At 72.7% G+C, this 12935-nt stretch carries 13 protein-coding genes and 1 pseudogene; 9 read left to right on the top strand and 5 right to left on the bottom strand.

Translation table 11 applies throughout. The features are described 5' to 3' along the window. Positions 1-458, bottom strand: a 458-nt coding sequence (locus AB0M39_RS39245; RefSeq protein WP_365373135.1) for an AMP-binding protein, incomplete at its 3' end; no start/stop codon positions are given. Between the two features lie 166 nt (positions 459-624). Between AB0M39_RS39245 and AB0M39_RS39240 the strand changes: the two genes are divergently transcribed. The 5 genes from AB0M39_RS39240 to AB0M39_RS39220 all read left to right on the top strand — a co-directional run bounded on the left by AB0M39_RS39240 (position 625) and on the right by AB0M39_RS39220 (position 4994). Continuing rightward, positions 625-1425 carry a crotonase/enoyl-CoA hydratase family protein gene (locus AB0M39_RS39240; RefSeq protein WP_365373133.1) on the top strand — a complete coding sequence of 267 codons (801 nt, stop codon included), beginning with the start codon at positions 625-627 and terminating at the stop codon, positions 1423-1425. 26 nt (positions 1426-1451) lie between these two features. After that, entirely contained in the window at positions 1452-2405 is a 954-nt protein-coding gene (locus AB0M39_RS39235) for an OB-fold domain-containing protein (protein ID WP_365373130.1), read from the top strand. Further along, a complete protein-coding gene (locus AB0M39_RS39230) occupies positions 2405-3460 on the top strand; it encodes a thiolase domain-containing protein (protein WP_365373128.1) in 1056 nt (351 codons plus the stop codon). The genes AB0M39_RS39235 and AB0M39_RS39230 overlap by 1 nt, the downstream gene beginning before the upstream one ends. Next, a complete protein-coding gene (locus tag AB0M39_RS39225) occupies positions 3457-4623 on the top strand; it encodes a thiolase domain-containing protein (protein WP_365373125.1) in 1167 nt (388 codons plus the stop codon). The genes AB0M39_RS39230 and AB0M39_RS39225 overlap by 4 nt, the downstream gene beginning before the upstream one ends. 140 nt (positions 4624-4763) lie before the next feature. Continuing rightward, positions 4764-4994, top strand: a complete 231-nt coding sequence (locus tag AB0M39_RS39220; RefSeq protein ID WP_365373141.1) for a DUF397 domain-containing protein — start codon at positions 4764-4766, stop codon at positions 4992-4994. A 6-nt stretch (positions 4995-5000) separates the two neighbouring features. On the opposite strand, the gene AB0M39_RS39215 is transcribed toward AB0M39_RS39220, so the two are convergent. Both AB0M39_RS39215 and AB0M39_RS39210 read right to left on the bottom strand, forming a co-directional pair. Further along, on the bottom strand, positions 5001-5585 hold the full coding sequence (locus AB0M39_RS39215) for a hypothetical protein (RefSeq protein WP_365373122.1): 585 nt from the start codon (positions 5583-5585) through the stop codon (positions 5001-5003). Beyond that, complete coding sequence (locus AB0M39_RS39210) at positions 5582-5956, bottom strand: PadR family transcriptional regulator (RefSeq protein WP_365373120.1); 375 nt, start codon at positions 5954-5956, stop codon at positions 5582-5584. Before AB0M39_RS39210 ends, AB0M39_RS39215 begins: the two co-directional genes overlap by 4 nt. Positions 5957-6048: 92 nt before the next feature. Between AB0M39_RS39210 and AB0M39_RS39205 the strand changes: the two genes are divergently transcribed. After that, entirely contained in the window at positions 6049-6669 is a 621-nt protein-coding gene (locus tag AB0M39_RS39205) for a CGNR zinc finger domain-containing protein (RefSeq protein ID WP_365373117.1), read from the top strand. A gap of 325 nt (positions 6670-6994) precedes the next feature. Further along, complete coding sequence (locus tag AB0M39_RS39200; protein WP_365373115.1) at positions 6995-7495, top strand: hypothetical protein; 501 nt, start codon at positions 6995-6997, stop codon at positions 7493-7495. Positions 7496-7534: 39 nt separating this feature from the next. On the opposite strand, the gene AB0M39_RS39195 is transcribed toward AB0M39_RS39200, so the two are convergent. Next, the gene (locus AB0M39_RS39195; RefSeq protein ID WP_365373112.1) at positions 7535-9739 is read right to left on the bottom strand and encodes a terpene synthase family protein; all 2205 of its coding nucleotides are present in this window, start codon (positions 9737-9739) and stop codon (positions 7535-7537) included. A 253-nt stretch (positions 9740-9992) separates the two neighbouring features. Between AB0M39_RS39195 and AB0M39_RS39190 the strand changes: the two genes are divergently transcribed. Then, entirely contained in the window at positions 9993-10466 is a 474-nt protein-coding gene (locus AB0M39_RS39190) for a carboxymuconolactone decarboxylase family protein (RefSeq protein WP_365373109.1), read from the top strand. A gap of 107 nt (positions 10467-10573) precedes the next feature. On the opposite strand, the gene AB0M39_RS39185 is transcribed toward AB0M39_RS39190, so the two are convergent. After that, positions 10574-12520, bottom strand: coding sequence for a peptidoglycan recognition family protein (locus AB0M39_RS39185; RefSeq protein ID WP_365373138.1), 1947 nt, complete (start codon positions 12518-12520; stop codon positions 10574-10576). A 341-nt stretch (positions 12521-12861) separates the two neighbouring features. On the opposite strand from AB0M39_RS39185, the pseudogene AB0M39_RS39180 reads away from it, so the two are divergent. Further along, positions 12862-12935 (top strand): annotated as a pseudogene (locus AB0M39_RS39180) (SAM-dependent methyltransferase); the annotation flags it as partial.

Here is a 12935-nt window from a genome sequence, read left to right as displayed (position 1 = left end):
GCGAAGGGGACCGCGGCGAGCTCGGGCGCGCCCTTGGGCGCCGTGCCGACCCGCACCAGATGGCGGAGCCTGTCCGTCTTGGGCAGCGCCGCCGCGACGCGCTCGGTGAACTCCGCGTCGAAGACGAGCGCGGCGAGGTCGGCGTCGCGGTAGAGGTAGACCAGCTCCTCCTCCACATAGCGGTAGTTGACGTTGACCGGCACGATGCGGGCCTTGAGGCAGCCCAGCACGGTCTGCAGATACTCGACCCCGTTGTAGAGGTGCAGGCCGAGGTGCTCGCCGGGCTCGAGGCCGGAGTCGATCAGATGGTGGGCGACGCGGTTGGCCGCCGCGTCGAGCTCCGCGTAGCCGAGGCGGCGCTCCGCGCCCGTGCCGGGGTGGTCGACGTACACCAGCGCCTCGCGGCCCGGAACCACGTCGACGACCGACTCGAACAGGTCGGCAAGGTTGTACTCCACCGCTCCTCCTGACCCCGGCGAACTTCGGCTCGGCGGTCATTAGAGCGCCGGTCGGCGCAAGGGGGAAGGGGGGCCGCAGAAGAAATCTGACTGGCTGTCAGAAAACTATTGAACTGGACCCTGCCCTCCTGCAACCTGTTCTAGGTCTTGAGACGGGAGGCAGGCAATGGGTGGTACGGAACACCTCACCGTGCGGCGCGAAGGCGCCACGCTGGTGCTCACCTTGAACAGGCCGGAGGCGAAGAACGCCCTCTCGCTGCCGCTGCTGGTGGGCCTGTACGACGGCTGGCTGGAGGCCGACGCGGACGACGCCGTCCGCTCGGTCGTGCTCACCGGCGCGGGCGGCGACTTCTGCGCGGGCATGGACCTCAAGGCCCTCGCGGGCGACGGGATGGCGGGCGACCGCTACCGGGAGCGGCTCGACGCCGACCCCGATCTGCACTGGAAGGCGATGCTCCGCCACCACCGCCCCCGCAAACCGGTGATCGCCGCCGTCGAGGGCTACTGCGTCGCCGGCGGCGCCGAGATCCTCCAGGGCACGGACATCCGCGTCGCCGGCGCCGGCGCGACCTTCGGCCTCTTCGAGGTCAGGCGCGGACTCTTCCCGATCGGCGGCTCGACCGTACGCCTCCAGCGCCAGATCCCCCGCACCCACGCCCTGGAGATGCTGCTCACCGGCCGCCCCTACACCGCCGAGGAGGCCCGGGGCATCGGGCTCGTCGGCCACGTCGTCCCCGACGGCACGGCGCTCGACAAGGCCCTCGCCATCGCCGAGCAGATCAACGCCTGCGGTCCGCTCGCCGTCGAGGCGGTCAAGGCGTCCGTCTACGAGAGCGCCGAGATGACCGAGACCGACGGGCTGAAGGCCGAACTCGAGCGCGGCTGGCCCGTCTTCGCCACGGCGGACGCGAAAGAAGGCGCCAAGGCCTTCGCCGAGAAGCGTCCCCCCGTCTACCGGCGGGCCTGAGAACACCCGAGAAGGAGACGCATCCGATGTCCGAAGTCCTCAGCGCCCCGATGGTCGTCGAGTTCCCGTTCACCCGCTCGCTCGGCCCCGTGCAGTCCGCCTTCCTGACCGGCCTGCGCGAGCGGACCCTGCTCGGCGTGCGGACCGGCGACGGCAAGGTCCTCGTCCCGCCCGTCGAGTACGACCCCGCCACCGCCGCCGAGCTGCGCGAGCTGGTGGAGGTCGCCGCCACCGGCGCCGTGACCGCCTGGGCCTGGAACCCGGCGCCCCGCCGCGACCAGCCCCTGACGACCCCCTTCGCCTGGGTGCTGGTCCGGCTCGACGGCGCCGACACCGCCCTGCTGCACGTCCTCGACGCGCCGGGACCCGAGTCCGTGCGCACCGGGATGCGCGTCCGCGTCCGCTGGGCCGAGGAGCGCACCGGGGCCATCACGGACATCGCCTGCTTCGAGCCGTACGACAGCGAGGCGAGCCACGAGCCCGCGCCCCACCGCGGCGCCTTCGACGACGCGGTGACCGGCATCGTCGCCCCCGCCCGGCTCGACTACACCTACTCGCCCGGCCGCGCCCAGTCCGCGTATCTGAACGCCCTCGCCGGGCGCACCTCGGTCGGCGAGCGCTGCCCGTCCTGCCGCAAGGTCTACGTCCCGCCCCGCGGCGCCTGCCCCACCTGCGGGGTCGCCACCGACGAGCAGGTCGAGGTCGGCCCCCGCGGCACCGTGACCACCTTCTGCATCGTCAACATCAAGTCCCGGCACCCGGCGAGCCTCGACCTCGAGGTGCCCTACGTCTACGCGCACATCGCACTCGACGGCGCCGACCTCGCCCTGCACGCCCGCATCGGCCACATCCCCTACGACCAGGTGCGCATGGGCCTGCGCGTCGAGCCGGTGTGGACCGACGGCGCCCGCCACCCCGATCACTACCGGCCCTCCGGCGAGCCCGACGCCGACTACGACGCCTACAAGGAGCTGCTCTGATGCGCTACGCCAGGGATGTGGCCGTCGTCGCCTTCGCTCAGAGCGACACACGGCGGCGCACCGACGAGCTCTCCGAGGTCGAGATGCTGATGCCGGTGCTGCACGAGGTGCTGCACCAGACCGGCCTGGGGACCAGCGACGTCGACTTCACCTGCTCGGGCTCCTCCGACTACCTCGCCGGGCGGGCGTTCTCCTTCACCATGGCCCTCGACGGCGTGGGCGCCTGGCCCCCGATCTCCGAGTCCCATGTGGAGATGGACGGTGCGTGGGCGCTGTACGAGGCATGGGTGAAGATCCTCACCGGCGAGGCGGACACCGCGCTGGTCTACGCGTACGGCAAGTCCTCGCCCGGCGAGGTGCGCGATGTGCTGACCCGCCAGCTCGACCCGTACTACGTCGCCCCGCTCTGGCCCGACTCGGTCGCGCTCGCCGCGCTCCAGGCCCAGGCGCTGATCGACGCGGGCGGCGCCGACGAGCCGGCCCTGGCCGCCGTCGCCTCCCGCAGCCGCGCCGACGCCGCATCGAACCCGCACGCACAGCTCACCGGCGAGGTCCCGGCCGGGGAGTACCTCGTCCAGCCGCTGCGGAGGGGGGACTGCCCGCCGATCGGCGACGGCGCGGCGGCCGTGATCCTCGCCGCCGGGGAGCGGGCCCGCGAGCTGTGCGAGCGCCCCGCCTGGATCCGCGGCATGGACCACCGCATCGAACCCCACGGCCTCGGCGTCCGCGACCTCGCAGAATCGCCCTCCACCCGGCTGGCCGCCGAGCGCGCCGGGGCCTTCGAGCGGCCCGTGGACACCGCCGAGCTGCACGCGCCCTTCAGCTCCCAGGAGGTGATCCTGCGCCGAGCCCTCGACCTCGACGAGAGGGTGAGGGTCAACCCCTCCGGCGGAGCGCTGGCCGCCAACCCGGTGATGGCCGCCGGCCTGATCCGGCTGGGCGAGGCCGCCGCCCGCATCCACCGCGGCGAGTCCGACCGGGCGCTCGCCCACGCCACCTCCGGCCCCTGTCTCCAGCAGAACCTGGTCGCCGTCCTGGAAGGAGACGCCCGATGAGCAAGGAGCCCGTGGCCGTCGTCGGCATCGGACAGACCAAGCACGTCGCCGCCCGCCAGGACGTCTCCATCGCCGGACTGGTCCGCGAGGCGGCCCGGCGCGCCCTGGACGACGCCGAGCTGGACTGGGCGGACGTCGACGCCGTCGTCATCGGCAAGGCCCCCGACTTCTTCGAGGGCGTGATGATGCCGGAGCTCTATCTGGCGGACGCGCTCGGCGCGGTCGGCAAGCCGATGCTGCGCGTGCACACCGCAGGATCGGTCGGCGGCTCCACCGCGCTGGTCGCCTCCAACCTGGTGGCCTCGCGCGTCCACGCCACCGTCCTCACGCTGGCCTTCGAGAAGCAGTCCGAGTCCAACGCCATGTGGGGGCTGTCGCTGCCCATCCCGTTCCAGCAGCCGCTGCTCGCGGGCGCCGGCGGGTTCTTCGCCCCGCACGTGCGGGCGTATATGCGCCGCACCGGCGCGCCGGACACGGTGGGCTCCCTCGTCGCCTACAAGGACAGGCGCAACGCCCTGAAGAACCCGTACGCCCACCTCCACGAGCACGACGTCACGCTGGAGAAGGTCCAGGCGTCCCCGATGCTCTGGGACCCGATCCGCTACTCCGAGACCTGCCCCTCCTCCGACGGCGCGTGCGCGATGGTCCTCACCGACCGTGCGGGCGCGGCCCGTTCGCCGCGGCCGCCGGCATGGATGCACGGCGGTGCGATGCGCAGCGAGCCCACCATGTTCGCGGGCAAGGACTTCGTCTCTCCGCAGGCCGGCAAGGACTGCGCGGCCGACGTCTACCGGCAGGCGGGCATCGCCGACCCGCGGCGCGAGATCGACGCGGCCGAGATCTACGTCCCCTTCTCCTGGTACGAGCCGATGTGGCTGGAGAACCTCGGCTTCGCCGCCGAGGGCGAGGGGTGGAAGCTCACCGAGTCCGGCGTGACGGAGCTGGACGGCGATCTCCCGGTGAACCCGTCGGGCGGGGTGCTCTCCACCAACCCCATCGGCGCGTCGGGCATGATCCGCTTCGCCGAGGCGGCGCTCCAGGTCCGCGGCCAGGCGGGCGAGCACCAGGTGGACGGCGCGCGCCGGGCTCTGGGCCACGCGTACGGGGGCGGGGCCCAGTTCTTCTCCATGTGGCTGGTCGGCGCGGAGCCGCCCGCCACCTGACGCGCGCACCGCCCGACGCGCCCGGCGCGTCGCCGCGGGCGGGCCGCGGTCCTTCCTCCGTGGCCTGTCCGCAGCCGGAGACGATCGCTAGTCTGAGGCCCGGACGACGAACCGGGAGGAGCACGGACGTGGCCGAGAGCATGACCACCACGCAGATGTTTTCGGGTTGGGACAAGCCGGACCTCGACCTCAGCAACGCCGACTGGCAGTCGAGCAGCCAGGGAACGGGAGACGTCCAGATCGCCTTCGTCGAAGGATTCATCGCGATGCGCAACGGGGGCAAGCCGGAGAGTCCGTCGCTGATCTTCTCCCCGGCCGAGTGGCGGGCCTTCGTCCTCAACGCCCGCGAAGGCGAGTTCGACCTCACCTGAGGGACCTCAGACGAGCGACTGGTCCCGCTCCGCCGACTGCCCCGCCGCCCGGTGGGCGCGGGCGTCGGCGTAGGCGAACGGCAGCCCGGGGAGCAGCAGGAGGAGAGCGGCCCACACCGGGACGGCGAACAGCGGTTCGTCGCCGGCCAGCCGGTCGGCGAGCAGGGCGACCGGCAGGCCGACGACGAAGGCGAGGGCCCACCCCTTGCGGAAGCCGAGGCTGCCGCGGCGCAGCTCCCAGACGACGGTGACCGCGCCGATCGCGCCGAGGAAGGCGATCCGGCTCGGCGTCACGGGGAGGGAGGTGCTCCATCGCGTCAGGTGCCCGAGGAGCAGCAGCAGGCCGAGCGCCAAGGGGATCAGCCCGGCCATGCGCAGCAGCCGGTACGGCAGGGGCCTGCGGGCCCGCGCCCAGGAGGCGGCGAACGCCGTGACGTCGTCGCCGACGACGTCCTTCGGCGTGCGCCCGGCCGCCTCGGCGTCCGCGAGATGCTCGGAGAGCTCCTCGAACATCTCCCGCAGGGCGGCGTCGTCGACGCCCCGGTACTCCCAGTTGCTGCGGCAGACGGCGAGCACGTGGTCGTGCGTCATGGCGGAGGTCCCCCCGTGGGTCCGATGTCCAGCGTCCGGTCGACCGCCGCTGCGAACGCGCGCCAGGCGCCCCGGCCGCCGCTCAGCTCGGCCTGCCCGGCATCGGTCAGTCGGTAGTACTTGCGCGGCGCCCCGCCGGCGGACGAGGCGGCGCGATAGGAGTCGACGAGCCCCGCCCGCTCCATGCGGGCGAGCAGCGGGTAGATGCTGCCCTCGCTGACCAGCTCGAGTCCGTCGGCGGTCAGCGCCTCCACGAACTCGTAGCCGTAGCGCGGCCGTTCCGCGATCAGCGAGAGCAGGCAGAGGTCGAGCACCCCGCGCAGGAGCTGGCTGCGCCGGTGGTCTCCTGGGTCGGCCCGCTCCACTGTCATGCGGTGCATGGTAGTGAGGGAGTGTCTTGCGCCGCAAGGTAGCTGCCCCGGGCGAGACGGACGGGTCCGCGTACGGGGTTACCGTTTCCTCCATGGCCGCGCACGCTGACTCTCCCGCACCCTCGCTCGTACTGGACCTCGCTCTCACCATCCGCCACGACGGGCAGGGGGGCGTCGCCGACGATCTCGGGGACGTCGAGGGGCTCGCCGTCTGGGTGCGCGAGCGGGCCGACGCGCTGGCGGACCAGGTGCCCGGCGTCCGGGGCTTCGCCGCGGACCCAGAGACCCTCGCCGCCGTACGGGAGCTGCGCGCCGCCGTCCGCTCGCTCTTCGCCCGCGCCGTGCGGCCCGCCGAGCCCAGCCGGGCCGACGCGCAGCGGCTGCTGCCCGCCGGCCGGGCGCTGGAGCGGCTGAACGCGGCGGCGGGCGCCGTGCCGGTCGTGCCGTGCCTTGCCTGGCCGGAGGGCGGGGCGCCCACGGCCGGGTACCGCGCCGCCGAGGCCGCGAGCCTGCCCGACGCGCTGAGCGCGGCGCTCGCCCGGGCCGCCGTCGCGTTCCTCGCCGGACCCGACCTCGCGCGGCTGCGGGCCTGTCACGCGCCGCGCTGTGTGCGGTACTTCCTCAAGGAGCATCCGCGCCAGGAGTGGTGCAAGCCCTCCTGCGGCAACCGCGCCCGGGTCGCCCGCCACTATGGGCGCCGCAGCCCCGCCTGAGCCGCGACGGGCGATCGACCGTGCGACTGGCGTGACCCTGTGCGGATGGATCGCAGGAGCTTCCGCCTGACAGTCTGGTGATCGTGGGGTTGGTCCCCGGGTGGGCCTTGCTTTGCAAGGCGTCATTCCTGATCTTGCGGTGCGCGTCCCGCAAAGGGGCGCTGACGTGTCAGGCGTCGACGGAGGGCGTCGGCCGGATGGGCGGAAGCCGGACCGGACCTCGCCGACGCGGTGCCGGACGGCGGCCGCAGGCGGGCCCGCGCCGCGCCCCGGAGGCGTCGAGCCCCGGCTCGGCCCGACCCCTGCGGACACGTACCATTGCCGTATGTCCTTCCTCCGCCGCCGCAGCCCCGCCACTCCCGCGGGCCCGGACTTCGACGTCCTGGCCATGGACCCGGGCGACTGGCCCGGCAATCTCGGCGCCGGCCTGCTTCCCGCCCCCGACGGCAGCTGCCAGGGGGTCTTCCTCCGCTACGACCTGTTCGGCGGCCGCGGCCCCGCGATGATCATCGGCAATCTCCCGGAGGGCTCCCCGGCCCGCGACCTCGAAGAGGGCCAGGTCCCCTTCGAGGTCGCCCAGCTGCTGCTGGCGCTGGAGAACGACGAGCCGGTGGAGGTCGTGGAGAGCGAGGACATGCCGGTGATGCAGGGCGACAACCTGCTCATCGTGCGCCGGCTCAAGCTCTCCGAAAGCCGCATCTCCTGCGTCCAGTTCGACCGCAGCGACCAGGTGCTGGTCACCATCGCCAGCTGGGACCGGCCGATCACCGACGACCTGTACGCACTGCTCAAGCCGCTGCCGGCGGAGCTGTTCCAGCAGGGCTGACCGCTCGAAGGGGCCGGCCGCCGAGCCGCCCCTCAGCCGCTACGCCCTGACCGCCGAGGGCTGAGCCAGCCGCTGGAGGATCCGGGACGCGGAGGTGCCCAGTCCCGTCGGGCCGCCCAGGCGCCACGGCACCGCCGACCCCCGCTCCAGATCCTCGCTGCGGTAGCGGCTCACGCTCTGGTGCCAGTGCAAGACGCCCGCCATCCAGTCCTCCAGCTCGCGCACATACGCGTCGAGCGCCGCCCTGCCCGCCCCGTCCAGGCCGAAGTCCTCGCACAGCAGAGGCAGTTCGTGCTCCTTGACGTGGAGGAACTGGCGCAGCCGCCCCTGCATCAGATTATCGACGATCTTGAAGCCGGTGGGGTAGTCGCAGTCGAAGAAGGACTGCACCACGAGGACGCCGTTGTGCACCTCGCCCTCGACCTCGATCTCCTTCTGGTACGAGAAGACGTCGTTGACGAGCGCCCCGTAGTCCTGCGCCGACGTCTCCAGGCTGCGGATCGTTCCGCTCGCGTAGACCTCCGGGGGCAGGTCCCGCGCGCCCCGCAGCCGGCACAGCAGCATCGTCAGCTCGGAGCCGAAGGTCGCACGCCGCATCTCGATGTAGTCGACCGGGTCGGGCACGCGGTGCTGCGCCTGGTTGTGCAGCTCCCACAGCCAGCTCTCCAGCATCTGGTCCACCGCGCCGCGCAGCAGTGCCCGCTCCTTGGGCTCCATCGGCCCCGCGGTGCGCGCCCACAGGTCGGCGAGCGAGCGCTCCATCGGGCTCACCGCCACGGCGGCGCCCGCCTCGGGATCCTCGACCGGCATACAGTCCATCAGCCGGTCCGTGCAGATCTTCGCGCCGGCCAGATTGCGCGGGCGGCCGAAGACCAGCGGGTAGTAGTCGTCGCCGTACGTCCCCCAGGTCAGCCACTGAGCGCTGAGCTCCAGCTCCTCGGCGGTGGCGTCCGGGTCCAGGCCGGCCGAGCAGAGCGCGAGGTCGAAGCCCTCCAGGGTCTCCTTGTCCCAGATGTCGCCCAGCAGGCCCATCCGCTCCGACCACTCCACGGAGGTGCGCTTGGCGTCCTCGTGGTGCGGGCTGAGGGACAGCGGGAACGGAAGGCCGAAGTCCGGCAGCAGCGAGGGCCCCACCTCCCGGGGCGTGTGGGTCAGGCCGCGCAGCCGGGATGCGGCCGGCCGGCCGAAGAGCGTCTTGACGTCGAGCGCCGAGGTCCCCAGCACCCCGCCGACCATCGACTGCCCGGTGTCCACTTCCTTGTTCATATAGCGGCTCGAGCGCATATGCCACTCATGCCCGCCGGACTGCCAGTCCTGAAGCCCCTTCGTGTACGCGGCGATCGCCGCGCACTCTTCCGGCGTCAGCCCCTGGTCCAGGCAGAGCGCGGGCACCTCGGTGAGCGCGGTGTTCTCGAACTGGTGGACCCGTGAGGTCAGCAGGTCGTTGACGGCTTCGGCCGCCTCCTGAGTAGTGCAGCCCAGGAACGTCTCCAGCACCAGCACGCCGTTGCTGAGCTCGCCCTCGTCCTCGACCTCGCGCTGGTAGGAGAAGAGGTCGTTGCGGAGGTGGACGCCGTCGGCGAAGGCGTCGGTCAGCACTCGCAAGGGGCGCGAGCCGGCGACGGAGCCGGGGACCTCGGCCCCCGCCGCGTACTCCACCAGACCCGCCGACCAGGGCGCGCCGCCGACCTTGCGGCGCATCTCGATGTACTCGACGGGGTTGGCGATCCGCCCCTCGTCGATGTTGGACAGCTCCCACATCGACTCGTACAGAAGGTTCCTCGTGGCCTGCGCGAACCGGACCCGCCAGCCTTGCGACATGGCGGGCACGGTCCGCGCCCACAGATCCGCGAGGCCCGCCTCCACCGGATTCTCCGGCTCGGGCGTGCCCGCCGAGAGGTCCATCGGCATGAACGCGGGCAGCCGGTCCAGATACGCCTTGCCGCCCTTGCGGTCCTGGGAGCGCTTGAAGATCTCCAGGAAGTGGTCGTCGAAGAAGAAGACCCACACATACCAGTCGGTGACGAGGGACAGCGCCTCGGCGTCGCAGTCCGGGTGGGTGTACGAGCAGAGCAGGGCGTAGTCGTGCGCGTCGAGATCGCTCTCCTCCCAGACGCCGGACCCCTCCAGCATCCCCATGTGGCGCGCCCACTGCTTGGTGTGCTGCCGCGCCGCCTCGACATGGGGATTGAGCCGCGCCGGGTACGGGACGTAGAAGTCCGGCAGGACGAAGGGCTGAGCCATGTGCGCACGGGCCTTTCGGTGAGCGTCCGCGCGCTGGGCGCGGACGGGGCATGGACGGGCCAGCCCTACCCGTCGCCCATACGGCCCACGCACCACGGCAAGTAGTCACACAAGCACATAAAAAGTGGCGGCGGACTCGGCGGCTGACGTGCGCCGACGGCCGGGCGGCGCGGGTCGCATCCGTCCATGTCACAGCTGGCCGGGCTGTCTCGTCTCAGGGGTACAGCCAAGGACGACCACGAAGGAGCACACCATGAACGCCCGTCTGAACATGTTCGCCAGCCCGACCGCGGCCAAGGTCCTCAAGCACTTCGTCGCGGCGAACATGGCGGTCGCGGAGTCGACGCTGCCGGCCGCGACGCAGGAGCTGGTGAAGATCCGGGCGAGCCAGATCAACGGGTGCGGCTTCTGCCTCGACATGCACACCAAGGACGCGGCAGCCGCCGGCGAGACTTCGGTGCGCCTGAGCCTGGTCGCGGCATGGCGGGAGGCCACGGTCTTCACCGAGGCCGAGCGCGCCGCGCTGGAGCTGACGGAGCAGGGCACCCGCCTCGCCGACGCCGCCGGCGCGGTCACGGACGAGGTCTGGGCGAACGCCGCGAAGCACTACGACGAGGAGCAGCTCGCCGCCCTGGTCTCCCAGATCGCGATCATCAACGCCTTCAACCGCGGAAACGCCATCGTCCAGCAGCCCGCCGGCAGCTACGAGCCCGGCCAGTTCGCCTGAGCCGAACGGGTCGCGCCACCGGCCCGGAGCCCGGCCGCGGGCTCCGGGCCGGCCCAGGGGAGGCTGCTCGGGCCCGCGACCGACGGCGCCCCCGAGCGTCGACGGCTCTACCGGCCTCCCCCCGGGCCGTTCACCAGCCGCACGTCCGACGCCTTCACGAACGCCACCCGGTGCCCGAACTGGATCTCGTAGTACGCCTCCTTGCCGCGCACCACCGCATGAGCGGCCGTGTCGAACGTCGTCGCGTACAGATACTCGCCCCGCGTCCGGTTGCCCGCCACATACCGCTGGCCCGCCAGGAGCCTGTACGGCAGCGGGGAGATCGCCTGCACCGGAACGCCCGCGGGGTACGCGGAGGCCTCCGGATAGGCCCGCCCGTACACCGGGACCTCCGTCGCGCCCTCGCGCGGGGTGATCAGGGCGCCGCGCGCCGGGACCGCCGTCGGCTGGGTACGGGGATTGTGGAACCACGCCTTCTGCCCTAGGTACCAGATCGCCGTCCAGTCGCCCTCGCGCCCCGCCACCGCGTACTGCTGGCCCGTCGAGGCGCGGGCGCCCGTGTCGTTCACGCCGACGGTGGAGTCCTCGCCGCCCGGGCGCAGCCCGACGTCCTTGACCAGCGGCGCGTCCGCGGAGGGCGCGGTGTGCAGCCGCACCGCGCCGGAGCCGTGCGGCGCGCAGGCCTGACCGGGTTTCAGACAGCCCGTGTACAGCGGCTGATGGCGCGTGTACGCGGGCCGGATCGTCACCACGGCCGCGCGCGGACCCGCGGTGGGCGTGAACGGCGCGCCGAGCAGCGTGAAGTAGTGCGCCCAGTCCCAGTACGGCCCCGGGTCGGTGTGCATCCCGCGGACCGTCGCCGCGGTCGTGCCCGGCACATTGTCGTGGCCGAGGATGTGCCGGCGGTCCAGCGGGATGCCGTACCGCTTCGCCAGATACCTCACCAGCCGCGCGGAGCTCCGGTACATCGCCTCCGTGTACCAGGCGTCCGGGGCGACCAGGAAGCCCTCGTGCTCCAGGCCCACGGACTTGGAGTTCACGTACCAGTTGCCGGCGTGCCAGGCGACGTCCTTGAGCGGGACGTGCTGGGCGACGTGCCCGTCCGACGAGCGCAGGGTGTACTGCCAGGACACATAGGTCGGGTCCTGCACCAGCCGCACGGTGGTGTCCCAGGAGCCCTCGGTGTCGTGGACGATGATGTACTTCACCGACTGCGACGCCGGCCGGTCCGCCTTGTCGTGGTTGCCGTAGTCCCCCTCGCCGAACTCCTCGTACGGCGCCGGGATCCACTCGCAGGCCACCGTCCGCGGGCACTGCGTCCGACTGGCGTCCGCCGTGCGCAGCCCGAGCAGCTCCGCCTGCGACGGGTCGGGGTCCACGGCCGGGTGGGCGGCCAGCGCGATGCGCTGCCCGCTGTCGGTGAGGCGCGTCTGGCCGGTGCGGATCACGTCGAAGACGTCGTCGGCGTACGTTCTCGCGGTCGCCGTGTCGTCCGCGCCGGAGAACCGAGCCACCGCCCCGTACCAGTCCTCGGGGCGCTGGCTCAGCGGCCGGCCCAGTCGCCGCTGGGCGTCGGCGAGCAGTGCCGCGCCGCCGCGGACGTTCGCCTCGGCGCTGGTGCGCAGCCGCTCGGGGCTCAGCCCGGACAGCTCGGCCGCGCGCTCCAGCGTCCGCAGCCTGGCCGGGAGCCGCGCGGGCTCGGGCAGCTCGTGGGCCGCGCGGGCGGCGCGGCCGGTCGGCCTGGAGTCGTCGCCGCGCGGATCCTCGCCGCCGTGCGAGTGATGGGGCGCCTCGGCGAGCGCGGTCCGGGCGTCGGTGAGATGCATCGGGCCGTAGCCGCCGGTGACGCTCGCCGCGCCGCCGTGCCCGTCCCAGCGGGACTGCAGATACGACACGCCGAGCAGGACGCTCTGCGGCACCCGGTACTCGGCCGCCGCGGCGGCGAAGTCCTGCTGCAGCGCCTCGGACGACGGCCGAGGCGCGGTGGCGGAGGGACTGGCCGAGACCAGCGGAAGCAACAGGGCGGCGGACGCGACCGCGCCGGCCGTCCTCAGCAGCCGGCGACGGGCGTTCGCCGGCCGGGCGGAAGCGAGTCCTTGCACTGCGGCCTCCAGTGACGGTGCGTAGGGAAGGGGCCTGCGCGGCCGGATGTCGACCTCAGGGGTATCGGCTTCCAGACGATCCGTCAATTGCGCGTGCACGCAGCGAATATGCACGTCAACCCGGGTTTGCCGGGGAGTTTCGCGCCCACGCGGGCCGTAGCCTGCGGCGCGTCAGTGGTATGGCCCAATGGGCGCGCGCCCAGGGGACGCGCCACGGAAGCGAGAAATAGAAGCACCGCTCATTGCCACGCGTCCTTTGGTCCCGGGGCTCGGCAGCGCGCTGCGCGCCCAGTGTGCGGCTGATCGAGGGGGACGGCCGGGAGACCGGCGTGCACTTCCTGCCGGGCAGCTTCGACGTGGTGCTCTG

The organism is Streptomyces sp. NPDC051907, assembly GCF_040681075.1.
Lineage (GTDB): Bacteria > Actinomycetota > Actinomycetes > Streptomycetales > Streptomycetaceae > Streptomyces.
The sequence above is the reverse complement of the archived record's forward strand: the minus strand, read 5'-3'. Positions and strand labels throughout refer to the sequence as shown.